Below are 20,345 nucleotides of genomic sequence, written 5' to 3'. Positions count from 1 at the left end.
GGACGAAGCGCACGTCCGTTCTGCCTCCTCCAGCAGGTCAGGGCAGGCCAGCCGCACGGCGTAGGGCAGCAAGGGGTGGGGTCGGTGAGTCGGGCAGCGGCCGGGAAAGCGAGCGGCGGCGGAACGCTGCCCCTACCGGCGCCCACTTCGGAGGCGTACGCGGCCAGGCTGCGATACGAGGCGGCCGCTGTGCGGTGCTGCGGATGCCAGTCGTGCCGCTGGTGGAAGTGGTGCGTGCTGAGGGCAGGCTTCGAACGCCTGGATCACCAACCCTGCGAAGCGTCGGGAGGCCATGACCTGGGTGGCGGTCGATGTGGCGTGGATCCCCTTGTTGGCCATGAGTATGAGAATGAGGTCGTCCAGGACGAAGTCGGGCCGCAAGTGCCCTGCTTCCTTGGCTCGCTGGGCCAGTTCGGCGACTGCTTTCACCGTGTACTCACGGCTCGCGGCGACATCCGTCACCCCCGGGAAGGTCGACAGGAAGGCTTCGGTGAAGCCCCGATCGCGTGCGTGCAGCTCACAGATCTTCTCGATCACCAGGCACAGGCCACGCCAAGGATCAGGATCTGCGCACCCCTCGTCGACAATGGCGCGACATGCGCGCAGCTGGTCCGCGAAGGCATCGGCGACCAGCATCTGCTTGGTCGGGAAGCGACGGTACAAGGTGGCAGGTCCCACCCCGGCACGCCGCGCGATCTCCCGCATCGGCACGTCCAGGCCGTCGGCGGAGAACAGCGCTCGGGCCGCGTCGAGGATGCGTTCGCGGTTGTCCAGCGCGTCGGAACGCAGGGGGTGAGGCAAACGGTCGGTCACCACTCTCACTTTAGCCAAGCGGACGGGGGCGTCCGTTACCGTCCAAGAGCTAGAAGCTCGCCGAGATCATCCGGGCGCGCAGCACTGGGGCCGATCCTCGGCCGCGGTGTGAAGCCCCTTCCTGCCAGGCGGCGATCGGTGGCGGGTATGGAGCAGGACCGTGCTTGAGCTGTCCGAAAACGTGGAGACGACATTGAAGGCAATCGCGATCCAGACGTACGGAGGTCCTGAAGGTCTGGCTGTTGTCGACCTGCCGGCACCCACACCTGCTGCCGGGCAGGTGCTGATCGCCACCGAGGCGGTGGGTGTCGGTGGTGTCGACACCGTGATCCGAAGCGGGGCTCTGGCCGCTTACGGCTTCAAGGAGGGCCACATCCCGGGTGGCGAGGTGGCGGGCACCGTGACCGCGGTCGGTGACGGCGTCGACGCGTCGTGGATCGGCCGGCGGGTGTGGGGCTTCACCGGCACCGGCGGAGGCTATGTCGAACAGGCCGTCGCGCCGGTCGAGGAGATCCTTCCCCTGCCCAGTAGCCTGTCCGCCGTCGACGCGGTGACGCTCGGCAGTTCCGGTGTGGTGGCTCACTTCGGGCTTCGCCACGCCCATTTCGCTCCCGGGGAGACGGTCCTGGTGCGTGGCGCGGCCGGCAGCATCGGGATCATGGCAGTGCAGCTCGCGGCTCGCGGTGGTGCCGCCGCGGTGGCGGTCACGACATCGTCGGCCGAGCGCGGCGAGCGGCTGCGCCGTCTCGGCGCGACCCACGTGCTGGACCGCTCCGGCGAAGGAGGGGAAGAGGCTCCCGCGGGCTATGACGTCATCATCGACGTTGTGGCCGGTGAGGACATGCCGTCGTTCTTCGACAGGCTCAACCCGAATGGCCGAATGGTCGCCGTCGGCGCCGTCGCAGGCCAGCCACCAGCGGACTTCGGCACGAAGATCATGGCGGCGTTCCAGAAGTCGATGTCCTTCGCCACTTTCAGCGCAGCCGCCGTCACCCAAGCCGACCGACGTGCCGTGCGCAGCGAGCAGTTCGCCGCAGCCAGTCGCGGCGAGATCGAAACGGTGGTGCACGAGCTGCTGCCACTGGACGGAGCCGTGCTGGCGCACCAGAAGATGGACGCGGGTGAGGTCTTCGGCAGGATCGTGCTGACACCGTAGCCCCCGCGCTCCCCATCTGTGTGGGTGTCTTTCTCGTGCACCGTGGCGGGCCGGGCCGGTACTGACCTCGGGCACTGCCTCGACGGTACGGCCAGTGCACACGAGGAAGAAGCCTCCGGGGCGGGCGCTGGACGCCGTACGCCTGGCCCTGCCGACACTGAGCCGGTCCGGTTCGGTGACGCTGACCAGCGGTGCTGCCGCGTTCCACGGCGGGACCGGCAGACTGCTCGGCGCGACGGTCAGCGGAGCGCTGATCGCCGCGGGCCGGTCGCTCGCCGCCGAACTCGCCCCGTCCGGGGGGCGGAATTACCCACAGATCCACACGCACTCTGCTACGCAGCATCCAAAAGGGTCCCTAAGCGAAAGCCCCAACAGTTGAAGACCCTAGCCAGGGGCGGGCCCGTGGAGGCGACGACGAACCTTCTACGATGGGCCGATGGCATCGATCAAGCAGTTCCAAGTCACCTTCGACTGCGCGGAACCTGAGCGCCTCGCTCGTTTCTGGTGCGAGGTGTTGGGGTACGTCGTACCGCCGCCACCGGAGGGGTTTGCCACTTGGGACGATTTCAAGCGCTCGCTGCCACCTGAGCAGCAGGACGCATGGTTTGCCTGCAGTGATCCCTCAGGCGTGGGCCCGCGACTGTACTTCCAGCGCGTCCCCGAAGGGAAGGCCGCCAAGAACCGGCTGCATCTTGACGTGCGGGTCGGCACCGGGCTCGTGGGTGAAGAACGCCTCGCCGCACTTGAGGCCGAGTGCGCACGACTGGTCCCGCTCGGCGCGGTACACGTGCGAACGCTGTATGACGGCAATGATTCGTGCATCCCGATGCAGGACATCGAGGGCAACGAGTTCTGTCTCGACTGAGTGGCCGCGAACGCGACACCTTCGCGAATCGACCGGTGCAGTTCGCGGCAGCGGGACCTCCCGCCCGTAGTGCTTCGCCCGCACCGCCCGCGTAACCTCCGCCGCCGGCTCCGGCCACGACTGGGGCTCCATCGACACCCCGACCCACCCCCGCGACCGGGCCAGACGGATACCGGCCGCACCACGATCATCCCGCACCCCAACGGGCCGACACACCCCATCAGCAAATGACCACCAGGGTCGGGCAGGGCCCCACCGAGCCAAAGGGCTACTTCAAGTACGCCGAGGGCATGGACGAGCGGCGCACCCGCGACTTCATGGGCGACAACGCCCGCCGCCTGCTCGGTCTGCCGGTCAAGAACCCGGCCCCGGCGGCGGTGTGAGCCCATCCGGCGGACCGGCGCGGAAATCGTGCCCCTGGTTCCAGCCAGTGACGTGGACGGTGAGGCCGCCGTCGGGGTTGGCCGTCGCGGTGGCGTCAGCGCCGTGCGCACGGGCGATGGAGGCCACGATGGACAGGCCGAGGCCGGCCCCTTCGCGGGGTCCGGCGCGGCGGGCGTGCAGCCGGTGGAAGGGCTCGAAGATCCGGGAAACGGCCTCGGGGGGCACTGGGGGGCCGGTGTTGGAGACTTCCAGAGCGTGCGCACCGACCTGGACGGTCACCTGTCCGCCGGGATGGTTGTAGCGGATGGCGTTGCCCAGCAGGTTGTGGAGGAGGTGGTGCAGGAGGACGGCCTCACCGTTCACGGTGAGCGGCTCCAGGCGGGTCTCGATGATCACTCCGAGGCGCTGTGCCTCGTCCGTGAGGGCCTCGGTGACCTGGTCGGCGACAGCGTCGAGCTGGACCGGCCCGACGGTTTGCAGGCCCTGGTCGGTGGTGGAGAGCAGCAGCAGTTGATCGATGAGCCGCTCGCTGTCCTCAGCCACGTCGATCAGTTTGCCGCGGATGCGGCTGAGGCGCTCAGGGCCCAGTTCCGGGTCGGCCAGTCCGATTTCGGCGGCGGCGCGCTGTACGGCCAGCGGGGTGCGCAGTTCGTGGGCGGCGTTGGCGACGAACCGCTGCTGGGCCGTGACCAGTTGCTCTATGCGGGCGAGCATGTCGTCGAAGGTGTCCGCGAGTTGTTTCAGTTCTCCGGGCGGCGCCTTGAGGCGGATGCGTTCGTGCAGGTTCTCGCCGGAGAGCCGGCGGGCCGTGGCGGTGATGACCCCGACCGGCCGCAGCACCCGGCCCGCCATCCACCAGGCCAGGATGATGGACAGGGCGGCGAAGGCGGCGAGCGAGAGCAGGGAGACCGTGAGCAGTCGGCTGAGCGCGGCCTTCTCGGCGGCGCTGGCGATGGCTCGCACCGCCGATGCGTTGGGAAAGCCCTCGGAAGTGCGGGGCGCGCCCGCAACCGCATGGGTCCGGCCGCCCGACACGACCGTCGAGCCGTCGTCCGCAACGCTGCCCGGAACGGTCGTGATGACGGCGATACGTATGCTCCGGGAGAGGCCTTGGCGAACCAGTGAGTACACCAGGCCGATGAGCGCGCCCCCGGCCAGCACCAGCAGGCCGCCGTACAGGGCGGTCAGCCGTGCTGTCTCGCTGCCCGGGAGGCGCAGGCGCGGCCGGGTCATGACGGCACCGGCCCGCCAGCTATCCGGTAGCCGACGCCCGAGACCGTCTCCACCACCTGCGGATCGCCGAGTTTGGCGCGCAGCTTGCTGAGGGTGACCCGTACCGCGTTGGTGCGGTAGCTGGTGCCCTCCTCCCACACCTGCTCGATGAGGTCCTCGCCGCTGACGACCGCGCCGTCCGCGCGCATCAGCACTTCCAGGACGGCGAATTCCTTGCGGGACAGGCTCAGGAAGCGGCCGTCACGGCTGGCCTGGCGGCGTGCGGTGTCCACGACGAGCCCGGTGCGTTCCAGGACGGGGGGCAGCGCGGGCCGGGCCCGGCGGCCGAGCGCCAGCACCCGGGCGAGCAGTTCGTCGTAGGCGAACGGTTTGGTGAGGTAGTCGTCCGCGCCGAGGCTGAGGCCCGCCACCCGGTCGCGGACGCTGCTGGTGGCGGTGAGCATCAGTACACGGGTGAGCAGCCGCTGTTCCACGACTCGGCGGCACACCTCGTCGCCGGACACCTCGGGAAGATCGCGGTCCAGGATCAGTACGTCGTAGTCGCCCTGGTCGATCTTCCGCAGGGCCTCCGCGCCGTCGGTCGCCACGTCCACGGCGATGGCGTCGCGCCGCAGTCCCGTGGCCAGCATCTCGGCCAGGAATTCCTCGTCCTCCACCACCAGAACACGCATGTGCCCCTGTGTAGCAGAGGCGGACCTTTCGTTTTCGTAAGCGACATCGCTTAGAGAAAGGACACGCCGAAGGATGTCAGCCTCGCTTCGTCGGAATCCGGAGCTTCACGAAGCGGGAAGAGAGCATGAAAAGTCCCATGAAAAGCAGTATGAGCGTTACCGCTGCCGCGGGTCTCGCGGCCCTCGCGCTGTTCACCTCTGCCTGTTCGGGGTCGGGGTCGCACGCCGCCGCGGCGAAGTCGACCGCGGACACGGCCAGTGACAAGGCCTACAAGCTGCGCGAATGCCTGCGGAAGCACGGGATGGACGTGGCGGAGCCGTCCGCCGGATCGGGCAACGGAATCGCGATCAGCGGTGGCGGCGACCAGGCCAAGATGGCCAAGGCGATGGAGGCGTGCAAGCAGTACAGCCTCAATCCTTCCGGTGAGCTGACGCAGGCCGAAAAGGACAAAAGGCTTAAGTTCGCGCAATGCATGCGGAAGAACGGTTACAACATGCCGGATCCCTCCTTCGGCCCGAACGGCGGCGCGATGCAGGCTCCCACGGGATCGGAGCTGGGTGCCTTCAACAAGGCCAGCAAGGCCTGCGCGGCGTACTCGTGACCGCCATGTCCGAACGCCCGCGGACAAGGAGAACTCCTCGCGAACTTCAGACGGGAATCCGGCGATGAAACACAGGAAATCCGCGCTGGCCGCGCTGGCCGCGGTTGTCATCGCGGGCGCGGGCGGCGCGACCGTGACCGCTCTCGCCTCCTCCGGCAGGACGGTCGCCCGGCAGGACACCGGCCTTCCCGCGGCCACCGCCACGATCGAGAGCGGCGACCTCAGCACCAGCACCCAGGAACAGGGCACCCTCGATTTCTCCGGACAGCGCAAGCTCAACGCGGGCGCCGCTGGGACGGTGACCTGGCTGCCCGGCGCCGGCTCCACGGTCACGCGAGACGGTCGGCTGTACGCGGTAGACGGTACGCCGACGCGGCTGATGTACGGCGGCACCCCGATGTACCGGACGCTCAAGAGCGGCGACAAGGGCGACGACGTAAAGGCGTTGGAGCAGAATCTGTGCGTCCTCGGATACGCCGGCGGGCTCACCGTCGACGACACATACACCGACGCGACCGCCAACGCCGTCAAGCGCTGGCAGGGCGACCACGACCTGCCCAAGACCGGCACGGTCGGCCCCGACGAGATCGCCTTCGCCCCGGGACCGCTGCGCATCGCCTCGGCGACCGCGGCGGTGGGCGATTCGGTGGCCCCCGGCGTCCCGGTACTGACCACGACCGGCTCCCACCGCGTCGTCCAGTTCCCGATCGACGTCGCCGATGCCGCTTCGGCGCGCATGGGCACCAAGGTGACCGTCGAACTGCCGGACGGCACAAAGGCGCCGGGCACGGTCTCCTCGGTCGGATCGACGGTGCAGGAGACGGGCGGCCAGGACAAGACACCCCAGGTCACCGTCACGGTCACCTTCGATCACCCGTCGAAGGTCGGCGGCTTCGACAAGTCACCTGTCACTGTCGATCTTCCCGGCGAGACGCACAAGGACGTCCTGACCGTCCCCGTCAACGCGCTGCTGGCGATGCCCAGCGGCGGATACGGGATCCAGGTCGTCCAGGGCGGCAAAGCCCGCGACATCCCGGCCAGGTTGGGCATCTTCGCCCAGGGCCGGGTGGAGGTCAGCGGCCCCGGGCTGCGGGAGGGCATGAAGGTCGGGGTGTCGTCCTCATGACGGATACCCCGGCCCCTGTGGTCCAGTTGAGCGGCGTCGGCAAGGAGTACCCCGGCGGTGTAGCGGCGCTGCGCGGGGTGGATCTGCGGATCGAACGCGGCGAACTGGTCGCCATCGTCGGGCCGTCCGGGTCCGGCAAGTCCACCCTCCTGCACATCGTCGGCACCCTCGACCGGCCCTCGTCCGGCGTGGTCGCCGTCGCCGGGCACGACATCGCCACCCTGTCGGACCGCCGGCTGTCGGCGCTGCGCTCCCAGCACGTCGGCTTCGTCTTCCAGGCCTTCCACCTGGTGCCCGGTATGAGCGCCCGCGACAATGTGGCTGAGGGTCTGGTCTACCGCGGCCTGCCGCGCGCCGAGCGCCGACGGCGCGCCGAGCGGGCCCTTGAGCGGGTCGGCCTCGCCGACCGCATGGGGCACCGGCCGCATCAGCTGTCCGGCGGCCAGAAGCAGCGGGTGGCCATCGCTCGTGCCGTCGTCGGCGAGCCCGATCTGCTGCTCGCCGACGAGCCCACCGGGGCGTTGGACTCGGCCTCCGGCGCCTCCGTCATGACACTCCTGCACGACCTCAACAAGGAAGGCGCGACCATCGCCGTGATCACCCACGACACCGAGATCGCCGGTCAGCTGCCCCGTCAGGTACGCATACGCGACGGCCGGATCGTCGCGGACACGGCCGCCGACGCCGACGTGAAAGCGGCAGCGGTATGAGCCAGTTGAGCCGCACGGCCCTGCGGCAGCCGCAGCTCTCGCCCGCCCGCCTGGGGCCCCGGGCCGTCCTGCACGTCGGGTTCGCCGGGCTGCGCGGCCGTCCCATGCGCGTGATCCTGTCCGCGCTCGGCATCGCCATCGGTATCGCGACGATGATCGCGGTCGTCGGTATCTCGTCGTCGAGCAAGGCCCAATTGCTTCTCGAACTAGACCGGTTGGGCACCAACATGCTGGTGGTCACCCCGGGCCAGTCGCTCTTCGGCGGCCAGGACACCCGGCTTCCCGAGGACGCGCCCGGCATGGTCGCCCGTATCGACGGAGTCCAACGGGTCGGCGCCACCGGCGACATCACGGCCTCGGTACGCCGCACCGACCGGATCCCCGACACCGAGACCGGGGGCCTCACCGTCAAGGCCACCGACGAACAACTGCTGGCGACACTGCGCGGCAAAGTGCGTCAGGGGAGTTGGCTCAACGCCGCGACCGGCCGCTACCCCTCCGTCGTGCTCGGCAGCGTGGCCGCCGACCGCCTCGGTATCACCGCCGTCGGCCAGCAGGTCTACATCAAGGACCGCTACTTCACGGTCACCGGCATCCTCGACCCGCTGCCGCTCGCTCCCGAGATCGAGCGCGCCGCCCTCGTCGGCTGGCCCGTCGCCGAGCGCCTTCTCGGCTTCGACGGCCACCCCACCTCGGTCTACGAGCGCTCCACGGACGCCACCGTCCAGGCCGTGCGCGACCTGATCCCGCGCACCGCCAACCCGCAGAATCCGGAGGTCGTGACGGTCACCGACCCCTCCTCGGGGCTCAAGGCGCAGGCCGCCGCCAAGGGCGCCTTCACCAGCCTGCTCCTGGGGCTCGGCGCGGTGGCGCTGCTGGTCGGCGGGGTCGGCGTCGCGAACACCATGATCATCTCGGTGCTGGAACGGCGCTACGAGATCGGCCTGCGCCGCTCGTTCGGCGCCACCAAGGGCCAAATCCGCATCCAGTTCGTCACGGAATCGTTGGTTCTGTCCGGCTTCGGCGGCCTCGCGGGCATCGTCCTGGGCTCCCTCGCGACCTTCGGCTACGCGGCCCACGGTGGACTGCCCTGGGTGGTACCGCTGTGGGCCGTCTTCGGCGGCTTCGGCGCCACGCTGCTGATCGGCACCATCGCGGGTCTCTACCCCGCGGTACGCGCCGCGCGGCTCTCTCCCACTCTCGCGCTGCACGCGGCATAGAGGGCGGGCGTCCGTCGGTGCCGAGCGTGTGGTTCACGGAGACCTCAACGTGACCCTGAAGCTCCTATAGATCGTCAAGCCGTGGGGGCGGCGGTCGGTGCGCCCGGAAGAGGCTGGCACAGATGCAGTGGCGCACAGGCGGGCGAAGGATGCCTCCGAGACGAGCCTGTCGGGGTTGTCCCTGGCGGTGACCAGCAACTGCCCAGCGGTCTCGGTCCCGACACCCGGCAGAGTGAGCAGGCCAGGGGCGGTGCGGGCGATCAGAACGCGCAGATCGGCGTCGGCGTCTGCGATCTCCTCGCTCAAGTGCCGGTAGCGCCTGGCCAGACGCTTGAGAGCAGGTTTGACGGATTGCCTCGACCGAGCCGTCGCGGTGCTTCGGGGTGCCCTTGGCACGGCCGGAGAGCACCGCGGGCGCGTCGGCATAGGCATCAGCGGGCCGGTTGCGGCGGGGCCTTGTCGGCGGCGCCAGGCGGCCAGGAGGCGGAGCATCGAGGCGGCGATGTCGACCTTGCCCAGCTCCTGCTTCGGGCGCCACAGCCGGGCCATCACCGGCAGGCACACCGGCCGGGCCACGAAGGGCAGTTCCACGACCAGGCCGATGACGACGAAGCACGTCCCGCGGCCGACCGGCGTGGGACCCGTGGCCGCGCCGTCGTGCTGCCAGGCCGCACCGAACACCTTCTTCCCGCGCCGCTTGAACAGCGTGTCGTCCACCACGACGGTCAGCACCGCACCGGCGGGCAGCAGGCGGCGCACGACCAGGTGGGACAGGGAGATGCCCAGGATGTCCGGGCTCCACGGGGCCCTGGAGAAGAAGGCGTGGGCACGGTCGTGGGACCAGGCGCGCGTCAATCCCGCGCCCGTGAGCATCCCGGTCACTGTGCACCGCCCAGTCTGCGCGATCAGCCCCGTGACCAGCGCGGCGAAGGTACGGAACGTCGGCGTGGTGAAGTTCCCCCGCACCAACGCTTCCCCGCCGCCACGACCCGGTCGTAGATCTCCTCGATCCGCTCGCTCATCCGCCGCATTGTGCCCGGCCAGCGATCCGATACGCCCCGGAGAGCGCGCCTACAAGTTGCTCCGTTTCCAGCCCCCGCCGCTTCAAGTGGAGTAGGTCGCCGACGAGGTGCCCGCGGTTCGGGCCCCTTTCCGACGACCCCTTCCCGAACGTACGGGCCAGTTTCCCGGCATACCGTTCTCCAGTGATCATTTCCGGGTGGTGGCTGTGCCGCCACGCGCCACCGCGCCGGTCCCCGACCCTACTCCCACAGGCTGCTGTCCGCCTGGCGCGCGGTCCCCAAAATGCTGCACCGTGAACGGCACGCGATCAGCGTGCTCCGAATGATGAATCAGGCATCGGTGACATCCGTCACAGAAATTTTGAAGGCCCGGCAGACGAACTCCGTACTGGAGTTTCGCGGTCTTCGCCTGTCACGCCCTTCCGAAATGCGGACGAGCGTTGACGGGCGCGGTCCCCTCGGCCATCGTAGGCGAATGCCTATCGACCTCCGGCTCGTATCCCGTCGGCATGTGGACCTTTGCCACTTGGCAAGCGCCATCTGTTCGCGCTGACTGCGTACTTCAGTGACCTTCGCCAGGTGTAGAGCGCTGGTACAAATCCGCGTCCCTGCCGCGGCACTGATCGGCTGAGTGATCCTCGTGAGTGCCGTGCGCCGACGCCCTGGCGTCGCACTCAACTCTTGCACGGTTCCGTAAGCGATCGCCGTCGCCCTGTCCGTGCGCGTGGATGAACACCATGGTCTCGCAGGAGGTCACGGCCGGCGACCACGTAATCGTCCTGCTGCACGTCAACGAATTGCGAGTGCGCTCGGGCGTCGCGCCCATCGTTCTCCACCACAGCGCCCTGCGACGCCTGGCCCCGGAGCAGTCATGAGCGTCGAGTCCGCGCTTACTGCGTTGCGTGGCGGCAGGCTCCATACCCCCAGCGCACGCGACCAGCGTCCCTGCGCGGTCGCTCGCTGAGCCGCCGCTGACCCCGCCGCGTGGATTCACCCGCCACACCCCCGGCGGGCACACCGCGGCATTCGCAATTTCCCGAGAGAAGAAAGTAGATCGGTATGTCACCAACCCACCTATCCGGCGGGCTCGGAATCGGACTGATGCTCGGACTCGGCGCCTTTATGCTGATCATCGCGGGTCTGGTCCGAACGATGGTCAAATCCACCCACGACTTCATCATCGCCGGCCGCCGTATCGGGCTGGGCTTCGGCGTCGGGTCTGTCATCGCCGTCTGGACCTGGTCCATGGCCGTGATGATGTCCTCCGCCCAGGCGTACACCTGGGGAACGTCGGGGTTGCTGTGGTTCATCGTGCCGAACGGGCTCGCTGTCATCGCCATGGTGCCGTTCGCTCTCAAGCTGCGCAGCAAAATGCCCAAGGGTTACACGATCGTGGAGTTCATCAGGGCCAGGTTCGCCAGCCGCACGGCAACCACTGTGATGCTCGGGGCGATGATCTTCGGTGGCCTGTGCGAGGTGTTCATCAACCTGTACGGCGTGGTCCTGGTTATGGGGGTGATCTTCCACCTCAACGCGACCACGGTACTCCTCGTCACGGTGGCCGTCATCACCGTGTATTCCTACTTCGGCGGGCTGTGGACATCGGTCATCACCGCTACATTCACCACGCTCATGATCACCGTCCCGCCGGCGATTATCGTCTTGTACGTGCTGGCCAAGGTCGGCGGGCCCAGCTGGGTCTTCACGCAGATCAAGGCCGTACCTGGGCACCACACCCAGCTGTTCTTGCCAGCCGCGGCGTCCGGGTTCGGCATCTCGCTGGCGCTCGGCCTGCTCGCATCCACGATGGCTGACCAAACCTTCTGGCAGAAGGCATGGGCGATTCGCCCGGCAAACCTCACCCGGACGTTCCTGTGGGCCGGCCTGTGGTTCTACCCGATCCCGCTCACCCTCGGATTGCTCGGCTTGGTCGGCAGCGCCAAGGGCATCACCGTGGCGGACCTGGGCAACTACGGGGCGGGCGGCATCGGCCCGTACGTGATCTCCCACCTCGGCCTGCCGGTGGTACTGATCGCCGCGTACGTGCTCATCATCTGCAACGCCTGCTACTCCTCCATCGACGGAGCGTTCTCCGCGCTGTCATCGATCGTCGCGGTGGATGTCATCAAGCGGCTGAAACCGGCGATCCCGGAGAAACGCCTCATGGTGATTACCAAGGCGAGCATCCTCGTCGCCGGCGTCATCGGAGCAATCGTGGTCAGCTCAGGCATCGATTACGTGAACCTCGTCAACCTGGTGTTCTTCATCAAGGCGGTGCTGATCTTCCCGCTCGGGCTGGCCATCTTCTGGCCGCGGATGACCGGGCGGGCGTTCGTCGCCAGCATCGGGCTCGGCGTCGCCGTCGGGCTGCCGCTGCGGCAAAGCGGTTTCAGCCTACTGTCCATCGTCGCGCTCGAAGGCGTGTCACTGGTGGTCGCGGTCGGCGTCAGCCTGCTCAGCTCCGAGCGGTTCGACTTCTCGACCCTGGACCGCGGCACCGGCGAACTCGAAGAAACAACCGACGTCCCCGTGCCGCTCCTCACCACCCAGGAGTCCTAAATGATCGCGTTCTACATCGCCCTGGCCGCGGGGATAGCGATAGCCATCGTCTACATCACGCTCGTCCTGCGGACGTTCCTGCGGCTGCGCCGTTCGGTCATCGACGGCACCGCGGCGTCCAACGCCGAGGGCTCCGCAGAGGGCTACGAGCAGCAGGGCCGGAACTTCGGGTGGAAGGCCGGAGCCGGCGTGGTCGCCTCCACCGGGCTGCTCACCTTGGTGAGCCTGACCGGCTGGGCCTGGTACATCCTGCCCTTCCTCGGCCTCGGGTCCTCCATCGCCGTCATCGTCGCGTTCCTCATCGACGGGAAGGAAACAGCAACATCATGAGCACCAAACGAATTCACCTGCTCGGGTTCGTCCAGCACGGCGTCAACAGCCACGCGACCGGAATGTGGCGGCACCCCAAGGACAAGGTCGGCTGGAACTTCGCCAGGCCCGCCTACTGGCAGCACATGGCGCAGACCATGGAACGCGGGCTGTTCGACGCGATGTTCATCGCGGATGAGCTGGCGCCTTACACCACCCACCAGAACAGCTCCGACGCGACCGTCAAGTACGCGGTGCAGTGCCCCACTCACGAACCGTCCACGATCGTGCCGATCATCACCACCGCGACCAAGCACCTTGGCGTCGGCGTCACCCTGTCCACCGCGTTCGAGCACCCATACTCGATGTGCCGGCGGCTGTCCAGCCTCGACCACCTGTCCGACGGCCGGATCGCGTGGAACATCGTCAGCTCCTACTCCAAGAGCGAATGGGAAGCCTACGGCCGGGACATGGCGATGCGCGAAGACCGGTACGCCAGGCTCGAGGAGTATATGGAGGTCTGTTACAAGCTCTGGGACTCGTGGGAGCCGGACGCGATCGTCGCCGACAAGGAAACCGGCATCTACGCCGACCCCGCCAAGGTGCATGTCGTGCACCACGACGGCCAGTACTACAGCTGCCACGCCCGACACTTCTGTGCCCCGTCCCCCCAGGGCCGGCCCGTACTGTGGCAGGCCGGGTCCTCCGACCGGGGCCGTGACTTCGCTGCTCAGCACGCCGAGGCCATCTTCGCCGTGCACCCGAACGTGGAACGGATGCGGCAGTACGCCGACGACCTCCACGACCGTCTGGCCAAACGGGGCCGCGAGCCCGGCAGCGTGAAGCTGATCTACGGGCTGCAGACCGTCGTCGCCGAGACCCGCGCCGAAGCCCAGGCGAAATATGAGCGGATCAAGGCCCTGATCCCGCCCGAAGGCGCGCTCGCCTGGATTTCCGGGCACTTCGGCCTCGACTTCTCCACCTACGACCCTGACGAGTACGTGCAGAACATCGAGGTTCCCGGCATCCAGGGCCTGTTCGAGTCCATCATCTACGCCAAGGGCGGTGCCCCCGTCACCGTCCGCGAAGCGGCAACGATCTACGCACAAGGCATGGGCATGCCGGTCCTCGTGGGAACACCAGCCGACATCGCTGACCAGATGGAACGTTTCGCCGACGAAGGAGGCGCCGACGGTTTCATGCTCATCGCCACCTACACGCCCGGCTGCTTCGAGGAATTCGTTGATCTGGTGGTGCCGGAACTACAGCGTCGCGGACGGTACCGCACGCAGTACTCGGGCACGACACTGCGAGACCATCTCCTGGAGTACTGATTTCCCGGGCGTCCACGCGAGCAGGGCCGTCTCGGGCCGGCACCCGCTTGACCCGAGGCGGCCCCTGCGTGCGCGCTATTCAGACCCTCAAGGCGCGGCATTTACTGCCGCGCGGGCGACGCCAGGCCGGGGCGCGGGTCTCACAGCGGGCTGGGTCTCACCCGGCGGCTGGCGCATGTGACCTACCGTAGCGAACCGGAATTCCAGACCGGGTTCGGCAGGACCCCACAAGGTCGAGTCGGAGACGGTAGCTGAGGCCGTCACTGCCGCCGCGGCCCTGACTGTGAGGGTGCCGAAGACCTGCACGCGGTGTGCCCGGTACGGGTCGACGTCCGCACCGTCGGCGGAGGCTGAGGGCGTCAGGTCTGGTGGGAGCGATGGACGAGCAGGGCGATCTGGACGCGGTTGTTCAGTTCGAGCTTGGTGAGGATGTGGGACACGTGGGCTTTGACCGTGGGGATGCTCATGTACAGGTCGGCGGCGATCTGCGCGTTGGTCTTGCCCTGGCCGATTGCGCGGGCGACTTGGCGCTCGCGTTCTGCGAGCAGCGCGAGACGGGAGCCGTCGGGGTGGTCGGTGGCCGGCCCGTGGCCGGTGGAGGCAGGGGTGGTCACGGCGTCGATGAGCCGTTGGATGGCCTCGGGGGAGAGCACTGGTTCGCCGGCCGCCACCTTCCGGACCGCGGTCACGATCTGTTCCGGAGGCGTGTGTTTGAGCAGGAAGCCTGCGGCGCCGGCCTGCAGTGCCCGAAGGACGTAGCCGTCGGTGGTGAAGGTGGTGAGCATGATGAATGACTTCAGGGGCGCCGGGGCGGCTGCGCAGGGCCCGGGTTGCTGCCAGACCGTCCATGGCGGGCATGCGGATATCCATCAGGACCAGGTCGGGGGCGCTCTGGTCGACCAGGGGTAGGACTTCGCTGCCGTCGGCTGCTTCCGCGACGATCTCGATGTCGTCTGCGGCGGCCAGCATCAGGCGCAGGCCGGAGCGCACCAGGGGGTCGTCATCGACGAGTAGGACGCGGATCATGCCGGCCAGGGTAGCCACGCGCTTACCCGGTGCATGTCTGCCACCCGGCCGTATTCCAGGTGGCCGCCGGCCAGCGCGGCGCGTTCGGCCAGTCCGGGCAGGCCGTATCCGCTGCCGGGAAGCGTGGTGGCAGCTGGGCCGGGCGGGGCTGGGTTGGTGATCTCGACCGTCAGTCCGTCTCCGGGTGCGCCGCGCAGGGTGAGGTGCACGGGTGCGTCGGCGGCGTGTTTGCGGGCGTTGGTCAGTGCTTCTTGAACGATGCGGTAAGCGGTGCGGCCGGTGGTGGGCGTCATCGCGTCCAGGGCGCGGATGTGCTGTTCCATCTCGATCCGCATGCCCGCCGCCTGGGACTCCTTCACTAGGCGGTTCAGCTCGCTCACCGTGGGCTGGGGTGGTTCTGCGGTGTCGGTGTCGCGTGGCGCGGTGCGGAGCACCGCCAGGACTTCCTGCAGGTCCTCCAAGGCCTGGTGCGCGCTCTGGCGGATCACGGCCGCTGCTTGGTGTACTTCGCGTGCCGGAGCCCCTGGGTTGAATTCCAGGGCGCCCGCGTGCACGCTCAGCAGCGACAAACGGTGGGCCAGGACGTCGTGCATCTCCCGTGCGATCTTCTCGCGCGCCCGTTGCTGGGCCTGCTCGGCCCGCAACGCGGCTTCTTCCTCGGATCGCAGTGTCCGCTCGTGCAGAGAGCGGAGGAACAGCCCCCAGCCGATGGAACCTGCCACCATCATGCTGCCGATGACCGCGGTGGAGGGATTGGCGGACGTGCCCCAGGGGTGCAGAAGGTAGAACGCGGGCACCAGCAGCAGTGCGAGCACACCTGTCCATACCGTCGTGCTGGCTGGGCACAGCGCGGCCACACAGAACAGCGCGACTGCGGCGGCCGCACCGGCGGGGGAGACGGCGCACAGGGCCAGCACGCCGACGCACACCGGCACCGGGTACCGGCGTCTCCACCACAGCAGCGCACACGCCAGCAGGGAACACACCAGTGCGTCGGCCGAAGCAACGGTGGGCAGCCCGAGGATGCGGCCGGCAGCGCTCATCAGCGACAAGCCGGTGGACATCTGCGGATACAGCGTCAGGCCGCTGCCCGGCGCCTGGGTCGTGACGATGGTCAATACCGCGGCCGCGGCCACGACACTGAGGTTCGCGGCCGTTCCTGGTTTTCTGCTCGGCTTCGTCCAGTCCACAGCACCCCACCGTACGCGGCCGCCACGGCCGAACCGCGGCCACGCAGTGGCTGGTGCCACTTTCCTAGACCTAGGTATAGGGGGATGCGAGTGAGTGCTACTTCCGTCACCTGATCTCCTCGACCTTCAGCCGAAGCCGGCCGCAGGGGCGTTTGCATAGCGTCGTGGTCATGAACTTCTCTACTTCGAAGAACGGCAATGCCATGATCAAACGCCCTCTGCTGCTCCTCAGCGCAGCCCTTGGCGGGCTCCTCGTGCTCGCGGGTGGGCTGCCGCTGGCCACGCGGGTCTACCTCTTCTACCGGCAGTGGGGCAACGGCTTCGGCTCCCTCGGGATGCAGGTCGTCCCTGTCGTGCTGTTCATCGTCGGCGTCACCGTGGTGGCTCTGGTGTGGCGCCAGCGCAGCAATCCGGCTTCCGAGAGCGACCAGGGGATGTGACCTGGGAACCGTGACCTGCTTCCGCCTGCCGGGCAGGGAGTCGCGTATTCGGGAGAGCGTCCCGAAACTGCCCGGCCTGGTGGATGACATCGTGGCCACGGCCCGTTCCCTGCCCGGCACGGCCCCGTTGATCGTCGTCGGAGTCTGCTCGGAGAACCGTCGATACGACCGCCCACAAGCATCCAAAAGTGGAGTCACTTCCCGCGTTCAGATCTTGCTCCTAACGCCCCCACGCAGAGTCGGAACTGACCTACCACTGGAGTCAGTTGTCACTGACGCAGCCATGCATGTCATCATCTTGCAAAGTCACCCGCCGGCCGCGTACGGGATCTTCCAAACTGGGGCCCATGGCCGGATCTCCATGGGATAGCACCGGCGAGTGATGGGGGAGAGCGGTGGCCAACAAGCGGACAAGCCTCCAAAGCCCGGCCTACACGTTGCTGGTGACCGTGGGATGGATCTGGACAGCCGCAAGCACCTGGAGCTCGCTTTACGTTCGGGTGCCGGCTGGAGTGTTCGCAGTCTTTTGGACCGGACTACTGATCAGTGACCTCATCAAGCGGTGACGGAAGCGGTCCTCCGAGGCGCCCGACACCAACGCCTGACATCAACGTCGCCGGCACGACAGCAGGCCGCCGCCGCGTCCGGCCTATTCGCGGCCACGGCGTCGGACGCAGGCGCACAACCACGGATGTTCGCGGACTGTTCGTTCAGGTCAGCCCGACTCTCCCGTGAGGTCACGCAAACACCCGGTTTGCTTCGGGACGAAGAGGTCTGGGGGCCGGCTGGCGCGTGTCTCTTTGATGGATCGGTCAGTTGATCGGATGGACCCTCCGCGGACGGTGATCGGCAGACCACCGCCACATCCCCTGACGCCATCGCATGGAAGCACGCCCTGCGAGACACGGCTGTAATTCAGGCGACGCCGACGCGTGCCGTGCGTACGCTCCGCTCCCGGGAGGTGCGCCGTGGGAATGTCCCTGCTCTATCAGGTACTCGAGCCGTTGCCAGACGCCATGAGCGCGCTGCGGCGCGCCCGTGAGCTGCTGGGTGTTTTCGCGGAGTGGGCCGACGACCCGTTCTCTCCCGAGGTCGGCCCTGTCGTAACAGTGGAGCAGTTCCACCACGCGCGCCGCTACTTCCCCCGGGGCGCCTTCACGTGCCGTGACGACAGCCCCTTTCCGCCGGACGGACTGGTCGAGTTCTGGCGCGTGGTCGCCCGAACCGACGCGTTGCGCGGTGGCGACGCCTACCGCGTGGAAGTCGAGTTGCGCTCCGAGATCGCCGAGGTGTGGCCCCTGATCGAGGAGTGGGGACTGCAACTGGAACTGCCCGGCTGGAGCACTCCGCCATTCATGGTGCGCGAGCACGACGAGAGCAGCACAGAGGCGGAGTTGGACCTCATGGTTCAGGCCGTGGGCCCGCTGGGATTCGACGTGTCCTGGGAGGGGGCCTTGCGGGGCCTGCCCTCGTCGAAGCTCTGCGGAGTGCAACTCTGCCTCAACAGCGTGTGGACTGACCAGTGCACCGAACCGGCCCCCGGAACCCACGCGGTCTACCTCTCCATAGGCACCCGCAACCGCGACGTCCAGGAGGAATGGCTCCACAAGACCGGGCTGAGCCTCGGTCCCGCAGCCGTCGGCTGGTAGGCACTGTCTCCGCGGACACGCGGCCCACGGTGCGCTGGATCAAGCGACCGGTGACCAACCCCGCTCGTTACCCTGTCCAAGGTGTCGATCCCAGCCGCGAGACCCTGCCCCATATGTGGAGGGCCCCTGACCACCGGCGGCATGGTGCTCCCGCAGCACCAGGCTCTCAACTCTGAGAATACGCACAGTATCCCGGGCTCTCCCGGCTGTGAGCAGGGGTGTAGCGGTCCCGCTCGGGTCGTTCCTTGCGACCCGAGCGGGGAAGGGGAGGGGGAAGGTTCATGCGAGGCCTGCGATCTGGGGGCGCTGCGTTCGTCTCACTGGCCGTGGTGGGCACGGCCGTGTCCGCTCTCGGGGGGTATGCGGCAGGGGCGACGACGGCGTCGTCCATAGCCTCCGGGCCGCTGTTTGTGTCCCAGTCGGCCAGCTGCTCGGACAGCGCGGGGCTGGGCTCCGCCGCCGTGCCGTTCTGCACCATCTGTGCTGCCGTCAACATGGTCGAGCCGGGACAGACCGTGATGGTGGAGCCGGGCACGTACAACGAGTCCGTCAGCATCACCCGGTCGGGCACGGCTGACGCGCCGATCACGCTCCAGGGCGTGCCCACGCAAGCGGGTAGTCCGGTCTACGTCAATCCTGCGGGCAGGGCGGCCGGCTTCGATGTGACGGGTGCGCAGCACATCGTGATCAAGGGCTTCCAGCCGAGCGGGGAGTACGCAGCCGCGTTCAGCATCGGCTCCTCCTCGGATATCACGCTCGACAGCGACGTCGCGACCTCCTACAAGGAGCCAGGCATCCACGTGACCGGGGCCTCCAGCGGCGTCGCGGTGACGCGTACTGCCGTGCTGACCCAGTACTCGGCGGGCGTCGAGGTCGACGGCGGGAGCACCGGGACCGTGCTGGCGTCCGACCAGGTCAACCGCACCAGGCCGACCTCCACGGCTTTAGGCAGCCACCATGGGGCGAGCCTCGAAGATCGGGGCCCAGCCCGGTTCGCGGCCAGCGTACGGGCCCCGATCTCTCGACCCATGGCAGCTCCCGCCCAAAGCCGTTACGCCAACCTCGTACCTGCGCTGAGGCGGCTGTTAGGCAGGGCGAAACACTTGAGCCAGTCCCTCGTCGGTCTCCTTCACCTCGGGCGGTACCGGCCGTCTTCGTCCTGTACCTCACTTGCGAGACCGTGATGTCGTCGTGGATCCGGTTCAGTGGTAGCTGTTCGGTCTGCCCGCCGGCCGGTCCACCGACAAACGTGACGAGCACTCTGATCGAGCTGGGATCCATCGAAGGGGTGTCCTCTGCGGGCCTGGTGGGGGATGCCGTTTGAGTGTCCGACCCGCCAGTGGCGGTTCCGCACCCAACGATCGCGAGAACCAAGACGATGCTGCCCGCAGCCTTGAGTGATCCCATCCCCTGATCTTCGCAGGGAATCCCGGCCTTCAGGCCGGGCGGGAATGCGATCCTTGGCCCGAAGCCGCGAAGCGGCGGAGTTCCCTGCGACGACTGGCGCGAAGCGCTAGACCGGGCGTTTCTGGTTCTCGATGTACTCCTTGACGATGCTCAACGGTGCGCCACCGCAGGAGCCCGCGAAGTACGAGGGCGACCAGAGGACGGACCCGGTGCCGATCCGGTTGATCCGGCCGGTGTACTCGGCCCGCAGGTACCGGGAGCTGACGCCCTTGAGACTGTTCACCAGCTTGGAGAGGGCGACCTTCGGCGGGTAGTGCACGAGCAGGTGGACGTGGTCGCCCTCCCCGTTGAACTCGCGAAGCTCGGCCTCGAAGGATTGGCACACGTCCCGCATGATCGCTTCGCAGCGCGTCAGCATCTCGTCATCGAAGACGCCACGGCGGTATTTGGTGACGAACACCAAGTGAACGTGCAGGTGGTAGATGACATGGTTTCCTCGGCGAATATCGGGGTCCGGCTCCCAGCGTGGTGACATCCGCCAAGTCTGACAGATGGTAAGGTGATCTCCGAACTCGACCGAAGGGGGGTGGGCTGATGATCCGCGCGTACAAGTTCCTCATGAGGCCCAC

The 20,345-nt window shown here is 67.9% G+C and carries 21 protein-coding genes and 1 pseudogene; 15 read left to right on the top strand and 7 right to left on the bottom strand.

Going from position 1 to position 20,345, the window contains the following annotated elements; translation table 11 throughout:
• Positions 1 to 132: 132 nt before the first annotated feature.
• A complete protein-coding gene (locus tag FCI23_RS38700; RefSeq protein WP_136728845.1) occupies positions 133 to 813 on the bottom strand; it encodes a TetR/AcrR family transcriptional regulator in 681 nt (226 codons plus the stop codon).
• Positions 814 to 1,006: 193 nt separating this feature from the next.
• Between FCI23_RS38700 and FCI23_RS38695 the strand changes: the two genes are divergently transcribed.
• The 4 genes from FCI23_RS38695 to FCI23_RS38680 all read left to right on the top strand — a co-directional run bounded on the left by FCI23_RS38695 (position 1,007) and on the right by FCI23_RS38680 (position 3,217).
• Complete coding sequence (locus tag FCI23_RS38695; RefSeq protein WP_169317130.1) at positions 1,007 to 1,969, top strand: zinc-binding dehydrogenase; 963 nt, start codon at positions 1,007 to 1,009, stop codon at positions 1,967 to 1,969.
• A gap of 94 nt (positions 1,970 to 2,063) precedes the next feature.
• Positions 2,064 to 2,348: a Rossmann-fold NAD(P)-binding domain-containing protein gene (locus FCI23_RS38690; protein ID WP_136728844.1), complete on the top strand. Its 285-nt coding sequence runs from the start codon at positions 2,064 to 2,066 to the stop codon at positions 2,346 to 2,348.
• A gap of 57 nt (positions 2,349 to 2,405) precedes the next feature.
• Positions 2,406 to 2,834, top strand: a complete 429-nt coding sequence (locus FCI23_RS38685) for a VOC family protein (protein ID WP_030616117.1) — start codon at positions 2,406 to 2,408, stop codon at positions 2,832 to 2,834.
• Positions 2,835 to 3,061: 227 nt separating this feature from the next.
• The gene (locus tag FCI23_RS38680) at positions 3,062 to 3,217 is read left to right on the top strand and encodes a hypothetical protein (RefSeq protein ID WP_211265650.1); all 156 of its coding nucleotides are present in this window, start codon (positions 3,062 to 3,064) and stop codon (positions 3,215 to 3,217) included.
• Here FCI23_RS38680 and FCI23_RS38675 read toward each other — a convergent pair.
• Both FCI23_RS38675 and FCI23_RS38670 read right to left on the bottom strand, forming a co-directional pair.
• Positions 3,189 to 4,451: a sensor histidine kinase gene (locus FCI23_RS38675; RefSeq protein WP_136728843.1), complete on the bottom strand. Its 1,263-nt coding sequence runs from the start codon at positions 4,449 to 4,451 to the stop codon at positions 3,189 to 3,191. The two genes, FCI23_RS38680 and FCI23_RS38675, sit on opposite strands and share 29 nt — an antisense overlap.
• Positions 4,448 to 5,122, bottom strand: a complete 675-nt coding sequence (locus tag FCI23_RS38670) for a response regulator transcription factor (protein ID WP_136728842.1) — start codon at positions 5,120 to 5,122, stop codon at positions 4,448 to 4,450. Before FCI23_RS38670 ends, FCI23_RS38675 begins: the two co-directional genes overlap by 4 nt.
• A 149-nt stretch (positions 5,123 to 5,271) precedes the next feature.
• On the opposite strand from FCI23_RS38670, the gene FCI23_RS38665 reads away from it, so the two are divergent.
• From FCI23_RS38665 to FCI23_RS38650, 4 genes are all read left to right on the top strand, one after another.
• Positions 5,272 to 5,724: a hypothetical protein gene (locus FCI23_RS38665; protein ID WP_246144491.1), complete on the top strand. Its 453-nt coding sequence runs from the start codon at positions 5,272 to 5,274 to the stop codon at positions 5,722 to 5,724.
• 64 nt (positions 5,725 to 5,788) lie between these two features.
• A complete protein-coding gene (locus tag FCI23_RS38660; RefSeq protein WP_136728840.1) occupies positions 5,789 to 6,850 on the top strand; it encodes a peptidoglycan-binding protein in 1,062 nt (353 codons plus the stop codon).
• The gene (locus FCI23_RS38655) at positions 6,847 to 7,560 is read left to right on the top strand and encodes an ABC transporter ATP-binding protein (RefSeq protein WP_136728839.1); all 714 of its coding nucleotides are present in this window, start codon (positions 6,847 to 6,849) and stop codon (positions 7,558 to 7,560) included. Before FCI23_RS38660 ends, FCI23_RS38655 begins: the two co-directional genes overlap by 4 nt.
• Entirely contained in the window at positions 7,557 to 8,780 is a 1,224-nt protein-coding gene (locus tag FCI23_RS38650; protein WP_136728838.1) for an ABC transporter permease, read from the top strand. The genes FCI23_RS38655 and FCI23_RS38650 overlap by 4 nt, the downstream gene beginning before the upstream one ends.
• A gap of 33 nt (positions 8,781 to 8,813) precedes the next feature.
• Here FCI23_RS38650 and FCI23_RS60720 read toward each other — a convergent pair whose 3' ends face one another.
• Positions 8,814 to 9,746 carry a transposase gene (locus FCI23_RS60720; RefSeq protein ID WP_246144490.1) on the bottom strand — a complete coding sequence of 311 codons (933 nt, stop codon included), beginning with the start codon at positions 9,744 to 9,746 and terminating at the stop codon, positions 8,814 to 8,816.
• A 793-nt stretch (positions 9,747 to 10,539) separates the two neighbouring features.
• Between FCI23_RS60720 and FCI23_RS57070 the strand changes: the two genes are divergently transcribed.
• The 4 genes from FCI23_RS57070 (at position 10,540) to FCI23_RS38625 (ending at position 14,004) form a co-directional block, all read left to right on the top strand.
• Positions 10,540 to 10,677, top strand: a complete 138-nt coding sequence (locus FCI23_RS57070) for a PNPOx family protein (RefSeq protein WP_169317125.1) — start codon at positions 10,540 to 10,542, stop codon at positions 10,675 to 10,677.
• A 184-nt stretch (positions 10,678 to 10,861) separates the two neighbouring features.
• Positions 10,862 to 12,361, top strand: coding sequence for a sodium:solute symporter family transporter (locus FCI23_RS38635; RefSeq protein WP_211265649.1), 1,500 nt, complete (start codon positions 10,862 to 10,864; stop codon positions 12,359 to 12,361).
• A complete protein-coding gene (locus tag FCI23_RS38630) occupies positions 12,362 to 12,691 on the top strand; it encodes a hypothetical protein (protein ID WP_136728837.1) in 330 nt (109 codons plus the stop codon).
• The gene (locus tag FCI23_RS38625; protein WP_136728836.1) at positions 12,688 to 14,004 is read left to right on the top strand and encodes an LLM class flavin-dependent oxidoreductase; all 1,317 of its coding nucleotides are present in this window, start codon (positions 12,688 to 12,690) and stop codon (positions 14,002 to 14,004) included. The genes FCI23_RS38630 and FCI23_RS38625 overlap by 4 nt, the downstream gene beginning before the upstream one ends.
• Positions 14,005 to 14,363: 359 nt before the next feature.
• On the opposite strand, the pseudogene FCI23_RS38615 reads toward FCI23_RS38625, so the two are convergent.
• Positions 14,364 to 15,030, bottom strand: a pseudogene (locus FCI23_RS38615) (response regulator).
• On the bottom strand, positions 15,027 to 16,220 hold the full coding sequence (locus tag FCI23_RS38610; protein WP_246144489.1) for a sensor histidine kinase: 1,194 nt from the start codon (positions 16,218 to 16,220) through the stop codon (positions 15,027 to 15,029). Before FCI23_RS38610 ends, FCI23_RS38615 begins: the two are co-directional and overlap by 4 nt.
• Positions 16,221 to 16,390: 170 nt before the next feature.
• Here FCI23_RS38610 and FCI23_RS38605 point away from each other — a divergent pair, with 170 nt between their 5' ends.
• The 3 genes from FCI23_RS38605 (at position 16,391) to FCI23_RS57065 (ending at position 19,493) form a co-directional block, all read left to right on the top strand.
• Positions 16,391 to 16,660, top strand: a complete 270-nt coding sequence (locus tag FCI23_RS38605; RefSeq protein ID WP_136728835.1) for a hypothetical protein — start codon at positions 16,391 to 16,393, stop codon at positions 16,658 to 16,660.
• Between the two features lie 974 nt (positions 16,661 to 17,634).
• On the top strand, positions 17,635 to 18,309 hold the full coding sequence (locus tag FCI23_RS38600) for a hypothetical protein (RefSeq protein WP_136728834.1): 675 nt from the start codon (positions 17,635 to 17,637) through the stop codon (positions 18,307 to 18,309).
• Positions 18,310 to 18,650: 341 nt separating this feature from the next.
• The gene (locus tag FCI23_RS57065; protein ID WP_169317124.1) at positions 18,651 to 19,493 is read left to right on the top strand and encodes a hypothetical protein; all 843 of its coding nucleotides are present in this window, start codon (positions 18,651 to 18,653) and stop codon (positions 19,491 to 19,493) included.
• A 329-nt stretch (positions 19,494 to 19,822) separates the two neighbouring features.
• Here the strand turns inward: FCI23_RS57065 and tnpA are convergent, their stop codons facing one another.
• Positions 19,823 to 20,251: an IS200/IS605 family transposase gene (gene tnpA / locus FCI23_RS38585; RefSeq protein ID WP_136728832.1), complete on the bottom strand. Its 429-nt coding sequence runs from the start codon at positions 20,249 to 20,251 to the stop codon at positions 19,823 to 19,825.
• Between the last annotated feature and the right edge of the window lie 94 nt (positions 20,252 to 20,345).

This window comes from Actinacidiphila oryziradicis (assembly GCF_005047355.1).
Classification (GTDB): Bacteria; Actinomycetota; Actinomycetes; order Streptomycetales; family Streptomycetaceae; genus Actinacidiphila; species Actinacidiphila oryziradicis.
The sequence above is the reverse complement of the archived record's forward strand: the minus strand, read 5'-3'. Positions and strand labels throughout refer to the sequence as shown.

Bases quoted from the DNA above. Each gene is read 5' to 3' on its own strand.
- FCI23_RS38625 (WP_136728836.1), top strand. From the start codon at position 12,688: ATGAGCACCAAACGAATTCACCTGCTCGGGTTCGTCCAGCACGGCGTC.
- FCI23_RS38685 (WP_030616117.1), top strand. From the start codon at position 2,406: ATGGCATCGATCAAGCAGTTCCAAGTCACCTTCGACTGCGCGGAACCT.
- FCI23_RS38655 (WP_136728839.1), top strand. From the start codon at position 6,847: ATGACGGATACCCCGGCCCCTGTGGTCCAGTTGAGCGGCGTCGGCAAG.
- FCI23_RS38665 (WP_246144491.1), top strand. From the start codon at position 5,272: ATGAGCGTTACCGCTGCCGCGGGTCTCGCGGCCCTCGCGCTGTTCACC.
- FCI23_RS57070 (WP_169317125.1), top strand. From the start codon at position 10,540: ATGGTCTCGCAGGAGGTCACGGCCGGCGACCACGTAATCGTCCTGCTG.
- FCI23_RS38600 (WP_136728834.1), top strand. From the start codon at position 17,635: ATGTCCCTGCTCTATCAGGTACTCGAGCCGTTGCCAGACGCCATGAGC.
- FCI23_RS38670 (WP_136728842.1), bottom strand. From the start codon at position 5,122: ATGCGTGTTCTGGTGGTGGAGGACGAGGAATTCCTGGCCGAGATGCTG.
- FCI23_RS38630 (WP_136728837.1), top strand. From the start codon at position 12,362: ATGATCGCGTTCTACATCGCCCTGGCCGCGGGGATAGCGATAGCCATC.
- FCI23_RS38635 (WP_211265649.1), top strand. From the start codon at position 10,862: ATGTCACCAACCCACCTATCCGGCGGGCTCGGAATCGGACTGATGCTC.
- FCI23_RS38675 (WP_136728843.1), bottom strand. From the start codon at position 4,451: ATGACCCGGCCGCGCCTGCGCCTCCCGGGCAGCGAGACAGCACGGCTG.
- FCI23_RS38680 (WP_211265650.1), top strand. From the start codon at position 3,062: ATGACCACCAGGGTCGGGCAGGGCCCCACCGAGCCAAAGGGCTACTTC.
- FCI23_RS38605 (WP_136728835.1), top strand. From the start codon at position 16,391: ATGAACTTCTCTACTTCGAAGAACGGCAATGCCATGATCAAACGCCCT.
- FCI23_RS38650 (WP_136728838.1), top strand. From the start codon at position 7,557: ATGAGCCAGTTGAGCCGCACGGCCCTGCGGCAGCCGCAGCTCTCGCCC.
- FCI23_RS38660 (WP_136728840.1), top strand. From the start codon at position 5,789: ATGAAACACAGGAAATCCGCGCTGGCCGCGCTGGCCGCGGTTGTCATC.
- tnpA (WP_136728832.1), bottom strand. From the start codon at position 20,251: ATGTCACCACGCTGGGAGCCGGACCCCGATATTCGCCGAGGAAACCAT.